The sequence below is a fragment of the Psychromonas sp. SP041 genome (genome assembly GCF_000470315.2).
In the GTDB taxonomy this organism is placed as follows: Bacteria; Pseudomonadota; Gammaproteobacteria; order Enterobacterales; family Psychromonadaceae; genus Psychromonas.
Window position 1 is genome coordinate 121,126 of sequence record NZ_CBRF02000007.1, and the last position, 24,585, is coordinate 145,710.

Genomic DNA, 24,585 nt, shown 5'->3' on the forward strand with positions numbered 1-24,585 from the left:
TTGATATCTGCGCTTACGCTATCATGTCCAACCATTATCATCTCGTATTGCACATAGATGAGCAACATAATGAAAGCCTAACGCATGAAGAAGTTTGTGAGCGTTGGTGTCAGCTCTATTCGACACCTGTATTAGTTGAGCGTTGGCAAAACGAACAAACCACCTCAGAAGCCGAAAATAAAGCCGCATTAACCATTATTAATGGATGGAGAGGGCGATTAGCTGATATTTCATGGTTTATGCGCTGTTTAAATGAATTCATTGCGCGAAAAGCGAATAAAGAAGATGAATGTTCAGGGCGTTTCTGGGAAGGACGTTTTAAGTCTCAAGCTTTATTGGATGAAGATGCACTATTAACCTGCATGGCTTATGTCGACCTAAATCCAATTCGCGCCAAAATGGCAGCTAGCGTTGAAACATCAGAATATACCTCCGCTTATGAGCGCCTATTACCTTGCAAAAAAGCTGGTGTTGCTCAACCACAAGAAAAACCGTCAGATTTATATGATAAGAAACCACTGTTTGGCTTTATTGGTGATGAAATTCAAAATGATACGCAGGGTATTCCATTTTCACTATTAGATTACATCGAGCTTGTCGATTGGAGTGGCCGTATTATTCGAGAAGATAAACGGGGGGCTATTTCAAGCCAACGTCCAAGAATACTCTCCACTCTTGGTTTAGATAATGATACTTGGTTATCACTAGCTAGTAGTTTTGGAAAAGATTATCACGGAGCGGTGGGCTCTTTAGAAGCATTAGCTGCTTATGCAGGTAACACAGGCAAACGTTGGATAGCCAGTAAAAATCAATTACGACTGCATTAAGTCGCGTATTTTTATTTAAAACAAAATAAACACATTATTAGCAGCGGCTAACATCAGTCATACCTGAAAAAGTCATTATTTGCGTAAAACTTCTCTTAATTTATGATTTTCTACTATCAAAAGTTTTTAGATTACCGTTTTAATAATGGAAATAGGATTATGTTTGATGGTTTAAGTCGATGGATGTCCGCATTTTCCCTCACTTTATAGTGAAATACCAGGCAAGTCTGCTTCTAGTCGCTTACTAATTAGTAGTGCTTTGATTAACTCATTTGTTGATCCGCTTCATTCTACAGGATTAAAAACGAATCCAAATTACTTAAATGATTATAAGCAATGGATAGAAGACTACGAAAAAGCATTACATTACAGCAAAGTTAAAAATCCTGCCGCAGCAAAGAAGGCAAATGCAGAATTATTAAAGTTAAAAGCGAATAAACCTTGGGTTATTTTGTTAAATAGTGATGATATAATGTCAACGCATCGCGTTAAACAAGTTGAGCAAATAAATCATTTGTTAAATAAAACCGGAGAGGTAGTGAAAACCGGTATTGTGTGGGGCGGAGTTGTTTTAAACCTTTGGAATGTTGCAGAAACTGAAATTCCAAATGAATTGAGTTTTGATTTTAAAAAAAATCCTGATTCAGCCAAAAAAACCTACGCTTATGTATCAAATATGGCTTATTTAGCTCAATCTATTACAGGGCTTTTTTCTAGCGCTGAAGACAACCTTATTAAGATGGTTACTGAAAATGAAAGTATCAATAAAGGGAGAGGATTCTATAAAGTAACTGCTGAACTGCGTGAGGGAGATAAAATATTATTAAGACTTTCACTAGCTGAAGCTAAAGTAGCTTATGGAAAAACAACGGGTGCAGCGCTTTATAAATTGATAAAGAGTTTTCGATTATTTATTGGAGTACTAGGTGTATTTACTGTAATTGCAACTGCGCTTGAAGTTGTTCCTTTATATCATAAATTGACTGGCTCAAATAAACAACGTTTAAATAACATTGAATATGGTTTAACCACTATTAAAGCAGCCTCTGTTGGAGTTATGCTGCTAGGTGGCGTGTATCAGGGATTATTGTATTTTAGAGTTTTTGCTGGTTTCGCTTGGGCAGGTCCTGTTTTAGCGATTGCCGGGATTGTTTATTTGGCGGTTACTCTCGCTTTACTTTATTATTCTCGTACGGATATAGACTTATGGCTGAATAACTGTCGGTTTGGTAAAAAACCTAATAGTAACTGGGTAAACGCTCCTTTATTAGAGTTACAAAAATTACAAGATGTTTTATTAGTGCCAAGTGTTTACGCAAAATCCCTCATCGTATTAAGTGCACCTGATACAATAGACAAGAATACACAACCTGAAGATTTTAAGATGGATACAACGGGAACTTGGTTAATCTTATATCTTCCTGGTGATGATTGGTTAATTGATATAGCAGAATTTAATAATGAAAAATTTGTCCTTAATAGAAAAATTATTAATAGTTTTCCTCGTTATTTAACCAAATCACAATATGAGTCAATTCAAGAAAATGGTTTTCCTCAATCTTTCTCTGAACCCATTCCTGGTGGAAGTAGTTCAGAGAATTCTGGCTTGTATTTATTTGGCTTACCTTTTGAGAAAAATAACAGTAAACTTTTAATTAAATTACAACAATTGAGTAGTCATAAATCTCGAGTATATGAAGTTAAGATGAATTTAACTGGGAAAGTATTGACTGAAACAAAGGTACCCTTTCCAGAAGGGCCGGGACCTATTAGTATGAATCTGATCCCAATCTCCAACAATCATAGTTAATCAATAATTAGATAAAAGAATTAATATAGGTAAATATATAATGTCCCATTTAATACAACGACCAGATTACATTCAATATAGCCAAGTAGGTTTAGAAAAGGGAAGGTACACCGTTGAAGACAGAGAAAAGCTAGAAGATGAACCTGCAATATTTCAATGGGAGGTTCCTTATGCTTTTATGTTCGAAGAAGGGCCTATTAAATTACATTTAAAAGCTTTAAGTATTATGTGTGTGCCTTATTTACTTTGTTTTCTATATTCCATCTATAATTCTATTAATCATAATAGAAGCCCCTGGGAAGATAACGGTATATTTGTTTTTTTTGGTGTTTTTATTGTTTTTGCTTACAGCCTCTTTTGGTATATTTCACGCACTCAATATTACCATGTTGTATATAAAATAACGGAGTCAGGTATTTTAAGGGATGTGTTAAAACGCTACCCTAAGTTTCGTTACCGTAAACAAGACCCAGCTAAATTAATGTACTTTCTTCGCTTTGTGTCCATTCCCTTAATAATAATGGCACTTGTCATTGACCCGCTATTATTAGCAGGGGCTGCAGGTGCTGTTTTTTTATCTTTTGTGCGTTTTCCTGCTGATGAAGGCGAACGCGCCGATTATATTCCATCATTTTGGAATAAGCCCAATTTACCTGAAGAAAAAAAATTATCTTATATTAATATTAGCAACAAACGAAAAATAATTGATGTTTTAAGTAAAGATGGCTCTAAAGGTGTAATTATACAGTGTACTTCTAATAATTTTGAAGAAGTTAAAACCTTTATCATAAACAAGCTTCCAAATGCTGAACTTGATGATGTACCTGCATATACCTAAAATATCTAAGTTTAAATTTATTTATAATGTACTCTTTATGTAGTACTTACAGGAAGAATAATGGGTAAACCAGCAGCAACTATTTCAAGTTATCACATGTGCCCCAACAAAACGGCTAAAAAACCACACGTGGGTGGGCCTATTGTTGCAGGTGCGGCTAATGTATTCATTGGCGGTTTACCAGTGGCATTAATTGGTGATAAATGTGTGTGTGAAGGACCCCCTGATGCAATTGCTGCAGGCTCAGCCACTGTCACTGTTAATGGTAAAGGCATCGCGCGTTTAGGTGATGCTACCGTTCATGGTGGTAAAATCATGGAAGGTAATCCAACTGTCTTGGTGGGTTAAACTAAATAATGATTATTCTTACTGACACTTGTCAAGGTAACTTTGTCTGTTGTACGCCTGTTGTTTGGACGTGCTTTCAATGAGCTTATTAACTGAATTGCTTGCGCAGCGCGAGCAATTTATTAACGCCGATTATGCATACAAAAGTAACGTTGATAAAAACCGATTACAGTTATTAGCTTGTGCGCGTTTACTTGCTAAGAAAAATCACCCTTTCTTTGCTGAGACTCAACCAAGAAAAAAGATCTGGACATATATGGACGCTCTCTCGTAGTCAAGACGAGTTGATAGAGAACACGAAAATAGTTCCATGTTCGTCATGCTTTATAATCTTAAATACCTTCTCATTAACTCGCTTGTGATGACTGACTCAATGGGTTTATTGAATAAACCGTTCTGACATATATTCGAGCTATGGATAAATACCATGCTCCTGATGAGTTGCGAACCAGAATACCAATGATAAAAAATCAACCAAGCGAACTATAAGTTCGTGTCCTTTGCTGGTTTCGTTCTGGTTGGCGTGAGCCTTTTCTTTTCATCTTAAAGCGACGGTTAGAGAAGTTAATACTTTTTAATTAAGCACTCTCTAGCGACCTAAACAGCCATTCAGGCTCATGGCCTTTGTCCAGAGCAGGTTTCGCTAGATAGTAAAACGGGTGAATCATTGTGTTATTTCTTTTGCTATTTGTGGCGTGTAATAACTGTGTTTTTGAAGCAATGTCCACATAATGCGAGCCAATTTATGTGCAGTAGCAACGGCTGTACAATTGAAGCTTTTTCGCTCTCTTAATTGGCAAACCCATTGGTTTAACGCATCTTGCTTTTTACCGGCAGTATTAACGACGGCACGCGCACCATGAATAAGCATTTTTCGTAAATATCCATCACCACGCTTACTGATGCCTGTCATGATACTCTTATTACCAGAGGCAAATTGTTTCGGTGTAAGACCTAACCACACTGCAAAATCTTTCGCACTAGCAAAGGCTTGCCCGTTACCGATTGAGGCAATAAAAGCAGAGGCATTGAGATAACCGATACCAGGTATGCTTAGTACAATCTTACCTAAAGGATGTCGCTCTATTTCTGACTTTAATTTCTTTTCAATTGTTTTAATACGATTATTTAACAATGCGTATTCGCTATAAACATCGTTAACTAACCATCTCAATGTCGCTGATAATGATTCATCTGAGCATAAATCAATGAGTTTTTCATTAAATCCCTTATGGCCTACTGGGAAGATAAAAGGATAAAATAGGGTCAAGTCTTGTTTTTTGCCTTTTTAAAATACGACATCAAACCCCCAAGAAAAACGATGTTGGATATGGTTACAACTTCCCCACCGTAAAGCTTTCTGAAGCGATAAATGACTTTCAGCAGCAAACAGGACGTTTGCTGCATGAGTTGGTGCGTTAAGAAAGGATGTCGCAAATAGGGCGAAATCTCAGCTGATAAGAACTTAATTGCCCAAATGAACAGTAATCGTCCCCAAAAACAATAAAAGAAAAAAGTACAGAACACCCAATGTTAATAACAGAAATAGTTTTGTTTTTGATGGTTTAAATTATTGGCTGTACAACTCTATTATTAAATTAAATGATTAACTAATTTCGTTACCGTTTTGATAAATAACGAAATAGTATTAAGTTAAACGTTTATAGATTTTTGATTTTCCATAAACCTAATAGCCTAAGCCGTTGAAACAGGAGAACCGTTATTATAGGGGAAATCGGAATCTGCAGATGTAGCCTCTACTTTAATAAACTGCATTTTCGCCTGACCGACAATATTAGCAAATGACGTGGTTGCGGCATCAAGTCCAATGCCTATTCTGACTAGTCCACTTAAGGGTGCCATTTGAGTGGCGTCAAAAAGATACCAGCGATCCCCTAAATAGGCTTCGAAAAATCCATGGAAATCAGGTGGCTTTAAACCAACGGCATAACCCGATACATAACGAGCAGGAATACCTAAAGCACGACATAGAGCGATACTCACATGTGCAAAATCACGACACACACCTGCTCGTTGAATAAGTACATCACAAGCGCTTGAAGATGCATCGGTACTACCCGCAACATAATCAATATGATTATTTACCCAGTTGCAAATTTCGACGACTCGGGAGTAGCCACTTGGTAATTGACCAAACTCTTTCCAAGCAAGGCGTCCTAGACGGTCTGACTCACAATACCGGCTTGGGTTTAAAAAAGGGAGGACAGAGGTTGGTAAGCTTTTATGCTCAACTTCATTTATATACTTATCCTGTTCAATATCAGGAGATAATTGTACCGTGGCGCTATATTGGATACTTAATTCACAGGGTTCTACTTTTAGGCGAAGCCCACGACAACCAAAGTCGTTAAGTTGAAACCATTCACTGTCAATCGTTGGTGATATAGTCAGGTTTTCTTCTATTGTTTGTTGATGCACCGTATTAGCCGCTGCAATATTAAAAACAAAACTTGATGTAGCATCGACCGTATAAATAAGCTCTGATAAGATTTTTACAAAATACATAATAAATAACCTTTAATGGCTGATAATAACGAAATGAAGAAAAAGACTGATAAAGCTTCCTTTATAATTAAATTTTGCCTTATTGGTTCTCCTATATCTTACAAAACAATGAGCACCCAATATTTACTCTATCAAATTAAATCCATTGTCGATATCAATGAATTAAGCACACTAAACTCTATAAATGTTGACTCGCTAAGTATTGATAAGTAGCGGGCAACCATCTATTTGAATAGTTAAACTATCTTTTAAAAATGCTTATTCCTGCATTTAGGAGGTGATTTTTTATGGCTCAATCTCGCGAATTACAAGTATCATTATCTGATACACCTTATCGAATAAGTACTGGATAGCCGTATAGGTAATGTGTAAGTAATGGACAGTCATAAACACTAAAAGACAAAAGACGAAACGCGACCCCATTGGTATTGTGCACTCCCTATTCACCCCCAAAAGTACGTAAAAACACAACGTTGATTCTGATCAATAAAAGACCGATTAGTTATGTATAACAAAGAATACAAAGCCCTTTTACTATTCAAAAGTGTTTTAATCACTAGCCTGTTTATCAGCTAAATCAATAGGTTTACTCTTAGCCATTTTCTGAAAAGTGACGAGATAAAGAGGATGTGTATTCATGACTACATGAATAATGACGTCATATTTACCTATCTCGATTCCCTTAAGTTATATTTTCTCATAGGAAGTGTTATGACTGAAAAATTGCCAATCGACTTATCTCTCGCAGGCAACGATGTTCGAGCTTTTACCGATGAATTAAGAACCAAACATGCCATTGTCAAAAATACGAGCGGTGAATGGGTTTTATTAAAACACCACAATGTCATGGCAGCAGCGTTGGACCATGAACGCTTTTCAAGTCATGTTTCTCGTTACTTACAAATTCCGAATGGTTTAGATGGTGAAAAACATACTCAATACCGGGAAGTGCTCGATCGTTATCTAACGCATGAAGCACTGACACCCTTTATTCCTGTTTTTGAACGTGTCGCTAGCGAGTTGATTGCACAAGTACCCAAAGGTAAAGTGATTGATGCCGTTAATGATATTGGTGCTGTATTCGCGGTTCGTGCTCAATGCCAATGGTTAGGTTGGCCTGCAGAATTAGAACCACGTTTATTAGCGTGGATGAAAGAAAACCATGCGGCAACACGTTCAGGTAAACATGAATGGACAGCCAAAGTCGCAGAAGAGTTTGATGATATTGTACGTGAAATTATCCAATCTCGTCGTATTGAACAAAATGGAACTGCTGACGACATTACTGCCCAACTTTGTCGAGAAACAGTGAATGGAGAGTTATTAACGGATCAAAAAATTGTTTCTATATTACGTAATTGGACTGGCGGAGATCTCGGCTCTATCGCTTTATGTGTTGGTGTTATTATGACACATATTGCCCAACACCCTGAGTTTATTACCACAATAAAAACATCTTCAAATAAACAGGTAGAAGCAATTATTAATGAAATATTACGCATTGATAATCCTTTTGTTTCTAACCGAAGAGTTACAAAATGCCCTGTACATATTAGTGGGCAGGATATTCCAGCAGGTGCAAAAATACAACTGAATTGGACGTCAGCAAATCGTGACCAAGCGGTGTTTGATAACAATCAATTTGACCCCATTAAAAATGCGAATAAAAACCTAGTTTACGGAATAGGTAAACATGCTTGCCCTGGGCAATTATTAGCTTCTTTGGAGTTAAGGATCGCATTACAAACTCTGCTTTCATCAGTCAACAGCATTAGCTTTGTCGATGAGCAACCACCTGAACGAGAAGTCGCACCTGTCGGTGGATACCATCGAGTCCCTGTGATCTTAAGTTAATGGTTCTGTTCATATCGTGGGGTTGAATATCTTTCGCACAGCATAATGTTCTCGACAATAGAGTCATTCTACCGCCTCGTTATTTGTCATGCACGTACGTGTATTTATCCACTTTTGGGCGTAGCGTTCTATTCCCATATTGAAAGCAAATGTAGGCGCTATAAAAGCGTTCTATATTTATTCGATCTATATTTATTCGTTCCATACTTATTAATGTTGAGAGGTAAACATGAGATTTAGTCATAAAGATAAAAAGGATAGTCGCGTTGCTAAGCAATCAACCTACGCCTTCGATTATCCGTCAAAGTTAGATCAAGCTCCTAAAGAGCAAGGTGCTTTTGTTTTGTTAAATGAAAGTAGTGATGTAATGTATGTCGGGGTTGCATCGGCTAACTGTTTTGAGAAAACGCTGGCCGCCTTGATTGACACAATCGCCACTGATAAGGTGGTGGTATATCGTTGGTTTGTTACTGAGTGCGAAAATTCAGCGAAGTCACTGGCTCAGGATTGGATTAGTAAATATCAGCCTAATAATCAGAATATTCGGTAGTGTAATAGCTAAAGCATATAAGCAATTTAAACGGTAACTGAAATGTAAATAAAGCAGTGGCTTTGCTTTCTATTTCTACACATTCAAACCCACGATGTTTGTCCGCTTAAGCGGGCGTAAGCTTTCTCACTAGTGATAAAATAAAGGTATTGTACGATGGAAATGGATGAATCGATAAATGTGTATGGTGAAGCGTTAGAAATGTGTTGTGATGATCCAATCACAGGCTTTTACCGCGATGGAAAATGCAATACGAATAAAGATGATGTTGGTTCGCATACTGTCTGTATTAACGTAACAAAAGAGTTCTTAGAATATTCAAGGTTTAGAGGTAATGACTTATCGACTCCTATCCCTGAATATGGCTTTAAAGGTTTAAAGCCGGGCAACAGCTGGTGTTTATGTGCTGCGCGGTGGTTAGAAGCAGAAAAGGCTAATATGGCACCCAGAATTCATCTAACGAGGACCCACATTAAAGCGTTAGAAATTGTGCCAATGGAATTACTGAAAAAATACGCAATGGATCTAAATTAGAGTATTAAAAATAAGCTGAAAGTATTGGGATAAAAGTAGTAGATAGCCATAAACTTCGAAGACTAATATTTTTAGTTCTCCCTTTTAGTCATGTAGCTTTTTACATACTAAAAGGTAGTTGTTATGACCTAGTCTCGCTAATTTCAATATTCGTTATCAGATTCCCCTTATTACTATTGTATTTCACGCGGTGTTCGTCGTGCTTATTTGACTAATTAAAGCTGGATAGCCATAACGGTTAACCTTATTTGCTAGTCATATTGGCAAGTGCCATATTTCTCATACTTAAAAAAGTGGGTATAACGACCATTCTTTGTTTAATTCCACGCTTTACCATTAAATAGAAACCTACTTCCGTTACTATTTTGATTTGCTAGCAATGAAAATAATAATATGAGGCGAGTAAAAGTATAGGGATGTCATATTCTATGTTTCCTGGCCTATGTTGTGTCTACAATAATTCAATTAGACGACCACACTCAAAATATAGCCCTGCATATTCATCTTTATCGACAGTATTATTTTCACCAAAAATAATACTGTTAAGTATTAATGATAATTTTTTATCATTATCCCAGAATGTATCTTTGATTGCAGTAATAGCTAAGTATTCAGATCCGTGTTCAAAGAACAATGGAATTAATAACTCAAGTAGCTCTGCTTCTTGAAAAATAACTCCCCATCCTCTGTTTTGATATCCATAATTAACTATCTTGATTCTATCTATATTTATATTAAGCAACTTTAATGCTTCAAATTTTTCCGTAAGTAATGATACATTTCGTGCAGGCTGTGGCGCTATAAAATAGAAATGCTCATCGTCTGATAATTTGAATTTAATTTGTTCTTCAAGTAACTTAACGATTGTTTTTTTTGTTTTAAAATCATCATCAACATTACTTTTTTCCTGCCATTCTATTTGTGGTAACTCTGTCATTTTACATACCTTGTTTAACACCGTGTGCAAGAAGTTTCAATAACCCTTTAACCACAAGTTTCCAATTTCCTTCATGATTTAAGACCCGATTAACTCCTACTATCCTACCATTAACAACTAATTTACCACTATGAGTAACGAATCTAAGAATATATTGGCCAGAGTTATTACTAATATTAATAATTGTCATTCCATCTTTTGCTCGTCCACTTGCATAGCCCATTGCAACACGACCAACTTCTAATCCACCAGGTTGCCCCCCAACTCCAAAACGGACAGCTGATCTTTCCCAAGTTATTTGTTCATTTTAGTAAAGCTAAATAGGATGTTTGGATTAGTTGAGGCTAGTGAATAGATGCACATTCGAAACGGGTCGTTTAAAATGAGTTAATTACTTGGATGATAAAGTAGAGACGCCGATAGGGCGAAACCACTGTTATCAAATATCGAAAGGCTCCGAAGAGGGCAGACGCGTTAATTACAAATTAAGAGTGCTAAAGTTGGTGACCTAACTTTCATTAGTCCAATGGTAATATCGTAGGAATCAATTGACTCAACTTATTGGCAAGTTTTATATGCTCCCCAGGAGGCCAATGTATTCCCTCTTTTTTACAAGGTTCTATAAACTTAGCAGCGTCTAAAAAGTGACAACCTAATTCCTTCGCGCGTAACTCATAGTAATAAGCAAACTGTTCGGATTTAGCTTGAGCACCATCCCAGCCTTCTTTACCATTATCTAGTTCCAATACATGTGCTGGAGAAATTAAAAGCACTTCAGGCGCTTGGTTCATAAAGCCTGGATTGAAATTTTTAGCAAGTTCAACTAACTTTGCGGCGCCCTTAGATATATCGCTCGCGGTAACATTAAATCTGGATTTTAAATCGTTGGTACCCAACATAATGATCACCAAATCAGGGTGATGGCTTCCTAAACAGGGGAGTATGTACTCGAGACCTTTTTTACCCGCTTCAAATGGGTCTTCAAATACTGTGGTACGGCTATTCAATCCCTCTTCAATAATACGATATTCATTAGGTAATTGAGATTGCAGCAACATAGTCCATCGTTCAGATTCGTTATAACGTCGTTCTAGAGAAGGAGAGTATCCCCAAGTGTTGGAGTCACCAAAGCATAGAATGGTTTTCATTGTTCAATATCCTTTAATAAAACTAATTAATTTATTTTAGAATATCCAATAACTTACAATAAAACAATCAAGATAAAATTAGGCAGATTCAAGTCTGAAGTGCATAACGACTAAGCAGCTATAGCTGCCATATGTTCAACCATTAATTTTGCGCAGGAAAAATGACTTAGTGTAAGGCGTAAATTGAGCCTTTCGAAGATTAACTTCGTTAATCGTCTATCGGAGAATTAATCAAAAGATGTTAATTCTTTAATGGCTGTTTCCTTTATGAAATTTACAACGAAGAAATAAGTTATTTTAACCAGTAAAATAGATTAGTTAATTAGTGTGATTGGTATAGTTACTTATACCAAAAGAATTAATAAGGTGATCATTCTTGCAGGTTAAAATCACCCCTAACTGCGTTGTGAGTTTTGAAGTGAGAGCAACTATCTCCTACAACTCACGTCTTATTAGTGTTAATTTTTCCTGCGCAATCTCTGATCACTTATTTAATTCCATTGGTATTAGATTGCTATCATGTATTCAGGGCCATTATCAGAGCGGATATCTTTAGGATGTCACGCCACTCAATAATGCTATCAATCGTCCGAATGACTCGTTTAGTTGGCAAAGATATATTCGTATCAACCACTAAAATTTAACGAGGTTGGGAAGGTGATAGCATGTGAGTTGCTAATATTTGTCTACTTTATTCTATTTTCTGCTTGGAGATGTTTTCAGGTTGATAAAATGCCTTATGAAGTGCCTGACGGTTATGGATATCGTGTATGAATTTCACTTTCACGATATCAGTTTTATCGTGAAAAAATGGGTAGCGGTGCTAGATAATTACATCCAACACACAGGCTAAAAGTGAGATGATTTTTTATGCGTATCTCTTGATAAACCAAGACGTTTAATGCGTGAAGCTAACGTTGTTGGTTTCATGCCTAATAGTTTAGCCGCGCCAGCATCACCAAAAACTTTCCAATGGCACTGTTCTAATGCCGCTAGCATGTTGTTTTCAACGATTTCCTGAATTTTTATATCTGAAATTATCGTTCTATCTTGTTGGGTATAATCTTCAAATATGTCAGGGGTAGCATTATTACCATTAGGTAAATTTAACTCTGCTACACCGTTAACGGCTGTTATTACTGCTCTTTCTATAACATTTTGTAACTCTCTAATATTACCTGGCCATAAATATTCTTCGATTTGTTTTAAAGATGATTTCTTTAATTTAACTAATGTTGCTCCATATTTTTGTGATTCACGTTGTAAAAAGTGCATTGCTAATAATGCAATATCACCGGCTCGTTCACGAAGTGCTGGCGAGTGAATAGGAAAAACATTCAATCGGAAAAATAAATCTTCTCTGAAATTATTTTTAAGTGACTCTTGTTTTAAATCACGATTAGTCGCTGCAATTATTCTTACGTCAACCATACGAGTACAGTCTTCGCCTACTCGTTCAAATTGTCCTTCTTGTATTACTCTTAGCAATTTACTTTGTAAGTTAAGTGGTATTTCACCCACTTCATCTAAAAATATAGTACCGCCATTAGCTAATTCAAAACGGCCTATTCGGTCACGAACTGCGCCAGTATAAGCCCCCTTTATATGACCAAAAAACTCACTCTCAAATAATTCGTGTGGAATAGCTGCACAATTAACGCGTATTAAAGATTTTTCTTTACGGTTACTGGCTTCATGTATTGCCATTGCGATTAATTCTTTACCGGTGCCAGACTCACCAGTAACCAACACATTCGCATCGGTTTTTGCAACAAGGTCAATTTGCTGCATTACATGTTTAATAGATGAGCTTTCACCAACAATGCCATAAAAATTCTTTTCGATTAAAAACTCTTGCTGCAAATAAGCATTTTCATCTTCTAATCGTGCTTTTAATTCATTTAATTCGTCTAGGGTGTCTTTTAAATATTGTTCTGTTTTTAAGCGTTCGCTAATATCTCGAAAAACAACCACTGCGCCAATAATTTTACCGTCTGAAATAATAGGCGTGCTGGTAAATTCAACAGGAAAAGGGGGGCCATCATGCTTCCAAAATAACTCTTGTTTACCTTCATAGATAACGCCATCTCTAACGGCTGCATAGATAGGGCAGTCTTCAACATGGTAATGGCTGCCATCATCATGTGTATGATGGTGAATGTAATGAACATTTTGCCCTAATACTTCTTCACTTGTACGGCCCAATAATTTTTTTGCTGCTGGATTCATAAAGGTACACAAGCCTTCGGTATCAACACAATAAAGTCCGTCACCTACTGACGACAACATTAATGCGTTATCTAGCTTATGTTGATGGTACATATTTTCTAAATGTTTAAGTTCTAATAAGCTACTACTAGAAATGCGGTTTATTTCTTTGGTTTCATACTTTAGCTTTTCAAGCTTACTGTCTTTCAAGCTTAAAATAATTAATTCACGTTGATTAATAACCGTTCTAGCTGCTTGTAACTCTACTGAAATATAGTCGCCTTTGGAATTTTTACAGTGTATTTTCGAACTTGATGCACGACCATAAATTAATACCTCTTCAGTAAAAACAATTAATTCACCTAGGTCTTTATCATGTATTTTTGAAATAGGCATCATCAAAAGCTTTTGCCGTGGATAACCTAATAAAGCTGACGCAGCTACATTACAATCAATGTATTTGTTTTCGATAGGATCTAAAAGCATCAATGCTTCAGGGCAATGTTCAAAAGCCGCATTTCGCATCCAATAAGCCAACTTGCTCCAGTTGTCGCTCGAATCTAATTGATGTTCCATAAAGATAACCTTACCGAAGAAGTAGTTTTAATATTGTTAACATTAATGAGTAGGTCATCATGCTTCAATGCATCTAATGTTACTCATTATCGTAATTATTTCAACTTTCCATTCAGTTTCATAAAAACACCCCCAACCAGATCCCTTATATAAAAGGCTTTTGTGCTTCGCTTATATTTAATCGATTTTCTACACAGTACTTAAAATACAACACTCGGATCATTATATTCAAATAACACTTTGTATTACTCAAATTCGTAATTAAACACTAATTTGCGTAATAACTACAATATTGAGTAATTATTGCTTTTAGTAAAACGAATGGTATTGGTTGTTAGTTATTGATATTTAAAGGTAATTTTTTTATTTTCATTTTGGCACAGTTTTCGCTATAGCTGAGTCAGTGAACTAACAATTTTGTAGTCACGTGATACACAATAACTTTAGAGGATTTAAACATGCCAAAAGTCGATAAAGAGCATCATAAAACGGGTGATTTTCTCGTAGATTACGAAGAAAAGGTATTTGAAGATGTACAAGCTGAACCAGGTGCAAAAGCGTTAATTACATTTCATACCGTTGCATTTGAAGGCTCAATTGGTTTAGTGAATTTATTACAAGCTAAGCGTTTACAACGCAAAGGGTTTGAAACAAAAATTTTGTTATACGGACCAGGTGTACTTTTAGGCGTGCAACGTGGATTTCCAACATTAGGTTCAGAAGCTTTCCCTGGTAATTTGGCATACAACACTCAAATTCAACAGTTCATGGACGAAGGTGGTGAGGTTTACGCGTGTCGCTTTGCTCTTCAAGCATTATATGGCCAAACAGAAAAAGCATTAATGGAAGGTATACGCCCAATTAATCCTTTAGACGTAATGGATTTACAACTATTAATGGCAAAAGAAAATGCATTTGTTGTTCATACCTGGACAAGTTAAGCAGTATCTCTACTTAGCTAAGCTCTGATTAATATTAATAAAATAAGATAATAAGGCACAAACGATGACAAAAATAATTGCCGCTGCGGTTCAATGTAGTCCAGTACTTTACTCATGTGCAGGTACTGTCAATAAGATATGCGATTGGATTCACAAGCTTGGTAAAGATGGCGTTGAGTTTGTTGTTTTTGCAGAAACATTAGTGCCTTATTATCCTTATTTTTCATTTGTTCAACCTCCCTACCAAATGGGAAAGCAACACCTTTTATTAATGCAAGAAAGTGTTGAGGTACCTTCTATTTATACACACCAAATTGCAGAAGCCGCCAAAGCCGCAAACATGGTTGTATCGGTTGGTATTAATGAACGGGACAACCAAACACTTTATAACGCACAGTTATTATTTGATGCTGACGGCACGCTTGTTCAGCATCGACGAAAAATTACGCCAACCTATCATGAACGCATGATTTGGGGGCAAGGTGATGGCTCTGGTTTAGCGGCGGTAGATACCAAAGTAGGCCGTATTGGATCACTGGCCTGTTGGGAACATTACAACCCATTAGCACGCTATGCCTTAATGGCTGATCACGAGCAAATTCATGTCAGCATGTTTCCCGGTTCATTAGTAGGAGAAATATTTGCCGAGCAAATCGAAGTCACTATTCGTCATCACGCACTAGAAAGCGGTTGCTTTGTGGTAAATGCGACTAGTTGGTTAAGCCCTGAACAACAGCAGCAAATAATAGATGATACTGGTTGTCCAATTGAAGCCATTAGCGGCGGAAGCTTCACCGCAATTGTATCACCAGAAGGCCGTTTACTCGGTGAAACATTACGAAGTGATTCAGGTGAAGGTGCTTGTGTTGCTGAATTAGATTTAAGCTTAATCAGTAAACGTAAACGCATGATGGATTCTGTTGGGCATTACAGTCGTCCAGAACTATTAAGTTTACTGATTGATAAAACTCCTACTGCACATATGCACGACATGAGTCAATTGTCAGGTATTCAACAAGAGAAAAAACCGACTGACGCACCAACCATTACTGCTGAGGAGTTGTAATTATGGGGTTGAATAAGCAACAACTTACCGACCTTCAAACGCTTGGTATACGTTGGTTTGATATGGATGAATATGACCTAAATCGCAAAGGTGGTGCAGGGCCAACCGATCACAAAGCATTTAATTTTGCAGAGCAAACTACCATGGTGCCGATTTTTAATGACCAAGTTAAAAAATCAAATTATTCAGCAACCTATAGTGAAAATAAAGATCACGTTTTAATTTATGAAAATGACACGTTAGTGGATAAAGCAACCATACCTGCGCAACCTAATTTTTATAAATTGAAAACAAAAGAAGGCATACCTTACTCAAAAATAGCCACCTTACACAGTAAAAATGTATTAGCGACAACCGTCTTTCAAAAATGTGTACGCTACGGTAATAGAGATACTTCATGTCAATTTTGCGCTATTGAAGAATCACTAAAAAGTGGCGCGACTATCGCCCATAAAAAGCCGGAGCAATTAGTTGAAGTAGTCAAAGCCGCCATTGAACTCGACGGTATTACGCAAATGATAATGACCACCGGTACTCCTAATTTAAAAGATCGTGGCGCAAAAATGTTACTGGAAAGTGCGACAGCCGTTAAAGCTGCGGTTGATATTCCTTTACAGGTGCAATGTGAGCCACCTGAAGATGATTTTTGGTTTCAAGCACTAAAAGACGTAGGCGTTGACGCCATCGGTATGCACCTAGAAGCCGTGAGCCAACGAGTACGTGAAGCTATTATGCCCGGCAAAGCCAGCGTGCCAATGTCGCGTTATATATCCGCTTATAAAGCGGCAGTAAAAGTGTTTGGCCGGGGTAATGTAAGTACCTACATACTGGCAGGGCTTGGCGATACAGAAGAAGAAATCATTTCAGTAAGCACTATGTTAATCGACCTAGGCGTTTACCCGTTTGTTGTGCCATTTACGCCTGTTGCAGGCACGCCGTTAGAAAATCATCCCATGCCTGATCCTGAAATGCTGAAACGTATTTTTTCTACCTTAGGCCCGATTTTGAAAGACAAAATGATGACCTCTGATTCATTAAAAGCTGGCTGTGCTAAATGTGGTGCATGCTCATCAATGAAAAGTTACGAATAGGAGTAATACCATGGCTAAAGCTAAATTTGCGGTAATTAATGATGTATTTCCAAGTTTTCGTTCGCAACATATTCAAGTAAAGGTCGCGACTTCTCCATGGGAAAAGCAGGAATATTTTCAATTACGTAATAAAACATTTACGCAAGAACAAACAATATTGACGGGAAAAGAGAAAGATACAAAAGACTTTGAAGCTATTCCTATTATTGCGTTAGCGTCTAATTGGTCAATTGGTGAAGAAATCGCAGGCGCGGTGCGTATTTATAAAATCTCTGACGCCGACAACACATGGTATGGCGGTCGACTTTGCGTTGCGCGTACTTATCGCGGTTATCAAAATATTGGCAAAGCGCTTATTAACGAAGCGGTATCTCGTGCTAAAGATCTTGGTTGTCAAACGTTTCTAGCAACGGTGCAGCCTCAAAATGAAAAGTATTTTAAATCCGTACACTGGAAAACACTCGGTTCAATAGAGGTAGCGGGCAAACCTCATGTGCACATGGAAGCTAACTTAGACATGTATCCCTTTATGACGAGGGATCTGCAATGAATCATTGTCAGACTATTTATGAAGCAAATATTGAACCTGAAGGTGAGCTTGAGTCACTATGCCGTAGCTTAAAAGCATTGCCTGAAATAGAAGCTAAAAGAGCAATAAAAATAGCGGCCTCACATGCTTATAAAGAAAGTAAACATGCTGAAAATATTGAACAACTTTATGCATTACCCGGCGATGATTGCGCGGCATTTAAAGCAGGAAGCGGCTATCAGCTATTAGCAATGGAAGGCATGCTGCCTGATTTTGTAAAAAAAGACCCAAGAGCTGCTGGCTGGTCATCGGTAATGGCGAATGTAAGTGATATTGCCGCCATGGGGGGAAGACCAACCGCCATTGCCAATGCTTTTTGGCATAACGACATAGCGCAAAGTGAAACGTTAATTTTTCATATAAAGCGTGCGTGTACTACGTTCGGTGTTCAGTTCTCAGGAGGCCACAGCAGTATTAATGCATCAATGCATCCTAATTTAGCGGTCGCCATCACTGGTTATGCTGAAAAACTCTTATCGTGTTACCACATACAACCCGAAGACAAGCTTTTTATATTGTCAGACCTTACTGGAAGCTGGCATGGCAACTTACCTTATTGGGGCTGTGTACAAGGTAAAACAGACGAACAAATTCAAGCGCAGTGGGGCATTCCAGCAGACCTTGCTGAAAAAGACCTCGCTATTGCCGCGAAAGATATTAGTAACGGCGGCATTATGGGGACGCTAATCATGATGATAGAGCTAACCAAATGCGGCGTAAACATAAATATAGACACCATTCCCGCGCCAGAAAATCCACACGACATACGTTGGCTTAGAGCCTTTCAAAGCTTTGGTTTCTTACTTGCCGTTCGCCCAGAAAAAGTAGCTGAATTAAATAAATACTTTGCTAACAGCCACCTTAGTTGTGTTGAAGTCGGTACGTTTAATCACAGCGGAAAAATTCATATTCAAACCCAACATTCATCATCTGAATTTTGGGATATAAACCACGAACAGCTTACCTGTATGGGTAAAGCGCCTCTTTAAGGATCTACATATGCCAGCAGTAAACTTTACCGTAAATTGGCCTGACGGCGAAATAGTAAGCTATTACTCCCCATCTACGGTTATTCACAATTACTTATCATTAGGTATTGAGTATGACCTTAGCAAATTTAAGCTCACTGTTGATCAAGCATTAGACGCTGCATCCGAGCGCGTTAAAAGCACGTATGGTTTTTATTGCTCTGCCGCAAGCGACGAAAAGTCAAAAATCGAACGTAAATATAACCAACTCATTAACACACACAAAAACGGTAAAGTTTACGTTACCGTTTTTAATTAAAAAATAGGCTAACAATGACACATTCAACCACAAACTCACTTTCGTCTAGCTCAACGCATTATACTGTTATTGTTGTCGGCTCAGGGCAGGCAGGTATGTCAATGAGTTACCATTTAAAACAAGACAACATCTCTCACTTAGTTATTGAAAAGAATAGTGAAATTGCATATAACTGGAAAAATGAACGTTGGGATGAATTTTGTTTAGTTACCCCAAATTGGCAATGCCAACTGCCAGGTCATCATTATCAAGGCGACGATCCAGATGGCTTTATGGTTAAAGATGAAATAATTAATTACTTACAGTCTTATTTTGATTCTTTTAAGCCGCCAGTCGTGTTTAACAGCGTTGTTGATTCAATTACAAAAGTAGACAGCATATTCCATGTGACAACAGACTGTAATGGTATCAAAAACCATTACACCGCTGATAAAGTAGTACTTGCCTGTGGTAGCTACCACCAAGCCTTTATTTTACCGTCAGCACAAAATATGCCTGAAAAAATAAAACATATTCATTCACGTGATTATAAAAATGCAGAATCACTACCCGCTGGCGACATCATGGTAGTAGGTACAGGCCAAAGTGGGGCACAAATAGCAGAAGACATTCACCTACAAGGGCGAAACGTTCACCTTTGTGTCGGTAATGCCCCGCGCGTAAACAGACGTTACCGCGGTAAAGACGTTGTGCAATGGCTTGAAGACATGGGCTACTACGACACAACCATTGACAAGCACCCAGATGGTGAAAATGCACCACATTCAACAAACCACTACGTCACTGGTCGAGATGGCGGCCGCGATTTAAACCTACGCATATTTGCTGAACAAGGCATGAAACTTTATGGCCAATTAGGCGAAGTAAATAACGGTGTCGCAAACTTTTTAGACGACTTGTCAAAACATTTAACAAACGCAGACGACTCAGCAAAACGTATTACCGATAAAATTGAAGAATACATTCAACACAACAACATTGAAGCACCTGCAGACGATAATATTCATTCAACCTACCTGCCTGACACGCCAGCAACACTTGATATGAACACAAGTAAAATAAGCACTGTTATTTGGGCGACAGGTTTTAGAATGAATTTCGATTGGGTTAAATTACCTGCGTTTGATGACCGAGGACTACCACTAGAAAAACGCGGTGTTAGCCCAGTAGAAGGATTGTACTTTTTAGGTTTAAATTGGATGAACACATGGGGTTCTGGACGTTTTTTTCACGTAGGGAAAGACGCACACTTTATAAAAAATGAAATATTGAAAAGCTAAAGGCTCTGAAATAATAGGGCAGATTCAATTTTGAAGTGCATAACGGCTAAGCATTTAAGCAGCTAAGCACCTAAGTTCCTATAGCCACCATGTATTCAAACATTAACTTGCACACTTTCATTACAGGAAGTGTGTTTTTTACATTCTTTCTGCAAAAATGGATTTGTCCAAATAATTAAATACTTGGTATTCATTAGGGGATATCAGTCAATTTATAATGACTACCAAAAGAGGATTATATGAACATTACACTTGAAGAAACGAGATACCCAATACCTAACTTTACTGAAGAAGAAGCGATTGAGAAGGTACGTAAAGCAGAAAATGCATGGAATACCAAGGATCCAGAAGTGGTTGCTACAGCTTATACACTAAATAGTAAGTGGCGTAATCGAAATGAATTTATAACGGGAAGACAAGAAATTATTACGCTTTTAACCCAAAAATGGGAAAAAGAGCAACACTATAAATTAATTAAAGAATTATGGGCTGTAAAAAACAACAGAATTGCCGTTAGATTTGCATATGAATGGCAAGATAAATCAGGGCAATGGTTTAGGTCGTATGGCAACGAGAATTGGCAATTTAGTGAGAAAGGACTAATGGAAGAACGTTATGCCAGCATTAACGACCTTAAAATAGACGAGTCTGAACGAAAACTATTATGGAAAGATGGAGTGCGTCCTTTAGATTACCCAAGCTTATCGGATTTAGGCTTGTAAAACCTATAAACTTCCATTGATTAGACGACTCTTAGTGACATAAATTAAGAGTCGATGTGATTCGGTAAGAACAATGCGCAACAATTAATTTAATTAATTGAGAAAGGTGAGAGTAGCTAAGTATGACGTACCTTTTGACCTTTCTCAGATAAAGATTTTTTATTACAGTTTCCATTGAATTAAGTAAGAGTTAAGTAAGAATTAAGTAAGCATTAAGTAAGCATTGGTCATCTTATTTATCTTATTTAGAGTTTCAACACTTTTAAATTAACAAAGCTAGTCCTCAACGACCTTTCTACTTAATTAACTCAGTATTCTTGCGAAGAAGTTAGTGTTGCTAAGTGAAAATATTTCAGCTAACAAAAAGCCAATTAATAAATACACAGATTTAGCTAGTGATAAATTTAAATTATTTTCACCTTTTGAATATTGCAAAGCGTCCTCTCAAACAAGGCTTTGCTTTTTGAAACCGTTATCAAGTTGTTGTGGTTCGGGTTTTTGGGGCATAAATACATAGCTTCTAAGTCGGAAAGGGGCACAAAGCGACATAGGGTTTATGTGTTATTTTGAAATATCTAATGTCAGCTGTTCCGACATAACAGACATTAGAATTAATAATTTTTTGGTCTATTTACAGCGTTTCAGAAGATACAGGTTAACTCATCCTAATAGACAACTGAGCACTTTATGTCTAAGGAGGATGTTATGAATCTCGTCATTAATGAAATGGTTAGCTCTAGTGATAAGTTCCTAAAGGGTGACTATTCACTAATTAAAGGTAACCAAAGCGAAATCAAGTTCAAAATTAATGAGCTATTTCCTCACTTACATAATGGATTAAGCAGCGTAAAAGCAATAAAAGATCAAGTTGAAAAAGATCTCATTATATTAAATGCTACTATTGATAAAATTGAGAATGAAATTAGAACTGTATTTGAATCAGAAAAAACTATCGTAATAAAAGACTCCCATATCAGTTCGGATAAGGAAATGTTATCAAAAATCAGAGGCACGCTTGATAAGCTAAAGTAAGTGTATTGTATTAAGACCAATGTGGTATATGTAGCAGGTGAATAAACTGGGCACATAGCTAGAGTTTTTGTCATGAGAAAAAGTAAGTCAAATACCAAACCAAATATCGTACAGAAAATCTAACTTAAAACACAATGTGGCATAGATAATTTACGAAACACATTAGAGAAAATTCGGATATTTTTTAGCCGGGCATACCACCACAGATAGCTTGTGAATGATCAGATGCAATAACTGAAAATGGGGCAAAGCCGAGTTAGCTTTAACATGCGAAGTGAATATTAAAGCGTCTTTACTGAATTTTTTTTCATCATCATGGAAAGAAAAATAACGCTCGCTTTTGTCCGAAAGCAAAGCATAATTATGAACACAAATTTTTAGTTTTGTAAGCCGCTATGGTGCCGTTAGCGAGTTAGTTTTCTTAGTCTTGTCCCTTTGTTTCTGAATCAAAATTTACTCCCCCCATACGTGGTGGAGATGGTGTACATTCAACCTTTTTTCTGAATTTATGCAAAAGGCTTGTCTGTCTCTCTTTTTTTTGCCATCTGTGATGCTAACCTTTAGCCATAATTTAAAACAAGAGATAAGTGAAATACGAGCGATGGAAAATGTCAGTTTTATTAATATCGAAGACGATGGTATCGACTTGATTTTATCATTTGCAGTTTATGATTCAGATCCTGGTGACATAGAAAGTCTCATCCTTATGAGGACACCAAGTTATGAGAGTTTTCTAGAAGATTATGAGCGTGGTGTATCTGTTTCATTCAAAAACATTGAAGATAGCTTTCGTCTAAAAAGCGTGGCGCTAGGAGATGATATTGTTGAAATCTCTGATGAAGAAAATAAATATGTTCTTGATATGAGGCGTGTAGAAAAAGAAGATATTAATGAGTTAGAAGGAATATTGAAGAAAATGAATTTTGATAATAACTTCATCATCGGCCGTGTATAGAAAATCTGCTTTCTAAGTCGGAAAGGGGCACAAAGCGACATAGGGTTTATGTGTTATTTTGAAATATCTAATGTCAGCTGCTCCGACATAGCAGACATTAGAATTAATAATTTTTTGGTCTATTTACAGCGTTTCAGAAGATACAGATCTTCCTTATCCTGAGAGACAACTAAGCCACACAGGTGACCTTATTAATTTTTAGTTCTATCTTGGAAAGGGGCATAGCGAGTTAGTTATATTATTAAGTTTCTTATTTCTAAGGTTCTAATGCCTTTAAATAATATTGTTAACATAGCAATTACTCTCCACTTACTTTATTTTCTATCAATCATTAAATCTGATAGCGGACTTCTTACACAATTTGCACCCGCATGTAATACATGAGTGTAGATTTGTGTGGTACGGATATCTGTATGGCCTAATTGCTCTTGTACAGTTCGAATGTCTGCTCCCCTTTGTAATAAATGAGTTGCAAATGAATGGCGTAATGTATGAGGGGTAACTTGCTTACTAAAGTTCAATTTTTGTGCCGTCTTTTTTATTGTTTTTTGAATATTTGTTTCATGTATATGGTGACGTCTTAGGTTTTTAGTTCCTGGTTCAATCGATAGCAGGGACGAAGGAAATAGGTAATGCCACTTGAATTCTTTAGCCGCATTCGGGTATTTACCTGCTAATGCATAAGGTAAATAAACTCCTTTATAATCAGCCCGTTGTATATCTTCCTGATAATACAAATGAACTTTAGCTATTTGATCTTGTAAAACACCCTTAAGTTCAGGAGCAAGTGTTACTCTGCGATGTTTACCTCCTTTAGCATGCCAAATATTAATTGAGAGGTAATCAAAGTCAATATCTTGTATTCGTAATTTAACAGCCTCCATTAGCCTCAACCCACTCCCGTATAATAAATAACAAGGGAGTGAGATTGATACCGGAATCTCTGCTAGCAAAACCGAAACTTCTTCGGGTGTCAGCACAATCGGTAGTTTGGGTTGTGTATTCGTTTTTTTAAACTTAAGCGTCAAAGTTAATGGTTTATCTAAAAAATCTCGATATAAATAAACTAATGCATTTAGGGCTAAGGCTTGACATTATCTTAGAATAAAAAGGTGGTGCGACTTTTTTTGTATTCGCTAGATGAGAAAGGAAAGACTCTACTTCTTTATCATGGCAATCAAATGGGTGTTTTTTATTATTAAAGTAAATATAAGACTTTATCCAATATACATAAGCTTTAATTGTTTTTTCTGCATAAAACTTCATGCGCATATTTTCAGTAACTGCTGACAAAAATGGAGATTTCATATTTGCTCCTTACTTAATTCATATGTTCTTATATGGCTCTGTTGTAGTTTGGTGTTGATGGTTTAATATTTAGTTATCATTACTTTGAAATTCAAGGTGTAGCTATGATCAACAATAAACTAAAAGGCATTCTCAAAGAAGTTACCAACCTAAACTAC

Annotated in this window: 24 protein-coding genes and 2 pseudogenes; 18 read left to right on the forward strand and 8 right to left on the reverse strand. The window is 36.9% G+C overall.

All coding sequences use genetic code 11. From position 1 onward, the window contains the following. The first annotated feature begins 23 nt into the window (after positions 1–23). The 5 genes from SP041_RS05880 (at position 24) to SP041_RS05900 (ending at position 4,097) form a co-directional block, all read left to right on the forward strand. Entirely contained in the window at positions 24–827 is an 804-nt protein-coding gene (locus SP041_RS05880) for a hypothetical protein (RefSeq protein WP_137297449.1), read from the forward strand. 259 nt (positions 828–1,086) lie between these two features. Further along, positions 1,087–2,637, forward strand: coding sequence for a hypothetical protein (locus SP041_RS05885; protein ID WP_025564725.1), 1,551 nt, complete (start codon positions 1,087–1,089; stop codon positions 2,635–2,637). A gap of 40 nt (positions 2,638–2,677) precedes the next feature. Then, positions 2,678–3,475, forward strand: a complete 798-nt coding sequence (locus SP041_RS05890) for a hypothetical protein (protein WP_025564724.1) — start codon at positions 2,678–2,680, stop codon at positions 3,473–3,475. Between the two features lie 60 nt (positions 3,476–3,535). Beyond that, positions 3,536–3,823, forward strand: a complete 288-nt coding sequence (locus SP041_RS05895; RefSeq protein ID WP_025564723.1) for a PAAR domain-containing protein — start codon at positions 3,536–3,538, stop codon at positions 3,821–3,823. Between the two features lie 79 nt (positions 3,824–3,902). Beyond that, positions 3,903–4,097 carry a hypothetical protein gene (locus tag SP041_RS05900; protein WP_025564722.1) on the forward strand — a complete coding sequence of 65 codons (195 nt, stop codon included), beginning with the start codon at positions 3,903–3,905 and terminating at the stop codon, positions 4,095–4,097. A 390-nt stretch (positions 4,098–4,487) separates the two neighbouring features. Here SP041_RS05900 and SP041_RS05905 read toward each other — a convergent pair whose 3' ends face one another. Together SP041_RS05905 and SP041_RS05910 are read right to left on the reverse strand one after the other, a co-directional pair. Further along, a complete protein-coding gene (locus SP041_RS05905; RefSeq protein WP_025562480.1) occupies positions 4,488–5,093 on the reverse strand; it encodes an IS110 family transposase in 606 nt (201 codons plus the stop codon). A gap of 425 nt (positions 5,094–5,518) precedes the next feature. Next, positions 5,519–6,349 carry a transglutaminase family protein gene (locus SP041_RS05910; RefSeq protein WP_025562481.1) on the reverse strand — a complete coding sequence of 277 codons (831 nt, stop codon included), beginning with the start codon at positions 6,347–6,349 and terminating at the stop codon, positions 5,519–5,521. A gap of 711 nt (positions 6,350–7,060) precedes the next feature. Between SP041_RS05910 and SP041_RS05915 the strand changes: the two genes are divergently transcribed. The 3 genes from SP041_RS05915 to SP041_RS05925 all read left to right on the forward strand — a co-directional run bounded on the left by SP041_RS05915 (position 7,061) and on the right by SP041_RS05925 (position 9,287). Further along, positions 7,061–8,203: a cytochrome P450 gene (locus tag SP041_RS05915; RefSeq protein WP_025562482.1), complete on the forward strand. Its 1,143-nt coding sequence runs from the start codon at positions 7,061–7,063 to the stop codon at positions 8,201–8,203. A 229-nt stretch (positions 8,204–8,432) separates the two neighbouring features. Continuing rightward, positions 8,433–8,753, forward strand: a complete 321-nt coding sequence (locus tag SP041_RS05920) for a hypothetical protein (protein WP_025562483.1) — start codon at positions 8,433–8,435, stop codon at positions 8,751–8,753. A gap of 156 nt (positions 8,754–8,909) precedes the next feature. Beyond that, positions 8,910–9,287: a DUF2237 domain-containing protein gene (locus SP041_RS05925; protein ID WP_025562485.1), complete on the forward strand. Its 378-nt coding sequence runs from the start codon at positions 8,910–8,912 to the stop codon at positions 9,285–9,287. A gap of 451 nt (positions 9,288–9,738) precedes the next feature. Here SP041_RS05925 and SP041_RS05930 read toward each other — a convergent pair whose 3' ends face one another. From SP041_RS05930 to SP041_RS05945, 5 genes and pseudogenes are all read right to left on the reverse strand, one after another. After that, positions 9,739–10,224: a hypothetical protein gene (locus SP041_RS05930; RefSeq protein ID WP_137297450.1), complete on the reverse strand. Its 486-nt coding sequence runs from the start codon at positions 10,222–10,224 to the stop codon at positions 9,739–9,741. A 1-nt stretch (position 10,225) separates the two neighbouring features. After that, complete coding sequence (locus SP041_RS05935; RefSeq protein WP_137297451.1) at positions 10,226–10,447, reverse strand: hypothetical protein; 222 nt, start codon at positions 10,445–10,447, stop codon at positions 10,226–10,228. Between the two features lie 295 nt (positions 10,448–10,742). Continuing rightward, on the reverse strand, positions 10,743–11,372 hold the full coding sequence (locus SP041_RS05940) for an SGNH/GDSL hydrolase family protein (protein ID WP_137297452.1): 630 nt from the start codon (positions 11,370–11,372) through the stop codon (positions 10,743–10,745). 509 nt (positions 11,373–11,881) lie between these two features. Further along, positions 11,882–12,009, reverse strand: a pseudogene (locus tag SP041_RS21165) (IS3 family transposase); the annotation flags it as partial. A 212-nt stretch (positions 12,010–12,221) separates the two neighbouring features. Further along, entirely contained in the window at positions 12,222–14,156 is a 1,935-nt protein-coding gene (locus tag SP041_RS05945) for a sigma 54-interacting transcriptional regulator (protein ID WP_025565777.1), read from the reverse strand. Between the two features lie 458 nt (positions 14,157–14,614). Between SP041_RS05945 and SP041_RS05950 the strand changes: the two genes are divergently transcribed. From SP041_RS05950 to SP041_RS05995, 10 genes are all read left to right on the forward strand, one after another. Then, positions 14,615–15,097, forward strand: coding sequence for an MSMEG_0572/Sll0783 family nitrogen starvation response protein (locus SP041_RS05950; protein ID WP_025565776.1), 483 nt, complete (start codon positions 14,615–14,617; stop codon positions 15,095–15,097). Positions 15,098–15,161: 64 nt separating this feature from the next. Beyond that, positions 15,162–16,163 carry a Nit6803 family nitrilase gene (locus tag SP041_RS05955; RefSeq protein ID WP_025565775.1) on the forward strand — a complete coding sequence of 334 codons (1,002 nt, stop codon included), beginning with the start codon at positions 15,162–15,164 and terminating at the stop codon, positions 16,161–16,163. Positions 16,164–16,165: 2 nt separating this feature from the next. Continuing rightward, positions 16,166–17,254 (forward strand): MSMEG_0568 family radical SAM protein, encoded by a 1,089-nt coding sequence (locus tag SP041_RS05960; RefSeq protein ID WP_037050136.1) that lies wholly within the window; start codon positions 16,166–16,168, stop codon positions 17,252–17,254. A gap of 10 nt (positions 17,255–17,264) precedes the next feature. Continuing rightward, positions 17,265–17,804, forward strand: a complete 540-nt coding sequence (locus tag SP041_RS05965; RefSeq protein WP_025565772.1) for an MSMEG_0567/Sll0786 family nitrogen starvation N-acetyltransferase — start codon at positions 17,265–17,267, stop codon at positions 17,802–17,804. Then, the gene (locus tag SP041_RS05970) at positions 17,801–18,832 is read left to right on the forward strand and encodes a sll0787 family AIR synthase-like protein (RefSeq protein WP_025565770.1); all 1,032 of its coding nucleotides are present in this window, start codon (positions 17,801–17,803) and stop codon (positions 18,830–18,832) included. The genes SP041_RS05965 and SP041_RS05970 overlap by 4 nt, the downstream gene beginning before the upstream one ends. Positions 18,833–18,842: 10 nt before the next feature. Continuing rightward, positions 18,843–19,130: an MSMEG_0570 family nitrogen starvation response protein gene (locus SP041_RS05975; protein ID WP_025565769.1), complete on the forward strand. Its 288-nt coding sequence runs from the start codon at positions 18,843–18,845 to the stop codon at positions 19,128–19,130. A 14-nt stretch (positions 19,131–19,144) separates the two neighbouring features. Then, positions 19,145–20,410, forward strand: coding sequence for an MSMEG_0569 family flavin-dependent oxidoreductase (locus SP041_RS05980; protein WP_025565768.1), 1,266 nt, complete (start codon positions 19,145–19,147; stop codon positions 20,408–20,410). A 239-nt stretch (positions 20,411–20,649) separates the two neighbouring features. Further along, positions 20,650–21,132 (forward strand): nuclear transport factor 2 family protein, encoded by a 483-nt coding sequence (locus tag SP041_RS05985; protein WP_037050133.1) that lies wholly within the window; start codon positions 20,650–20,652, stop codon positions 21,130–21,132. Between the two features lie 705 nt (positions 21,133–21,837). Next, on the forward strand, positions 21,838–22,164 hold the full coding sequence (locus SP041_RS05990) for a hypothetical protein (protein ID WP_025565766.1): 327 nt from the start codon (positions 21,838–21,840) through the stop codon (positions 22,162–22,164). Between the two features lie 550 nt (positions 22,165–22,714). Continuing rightward, a complete protein-coding gene (locus SP041_RS05995; protein ID WP_025565765.1) occupies positions 22,715–23,119 on the forward strand; it encodes a hypothetical protein in 405 nt (134 codons plus the stop codon). A gap of 314 nt (positions 23,120–23,433) precedes the next feature. Here the strand turns inward: SP041_RS05995 and SP041_RS06000 are convergent. Beyond that, positions 23,434–24,427, reverse strand: a pseudogene (locus tag SP041_RS06000) (integron integrase). Positions 24,428–24,585: the final 158 nt, after the last annotated feature.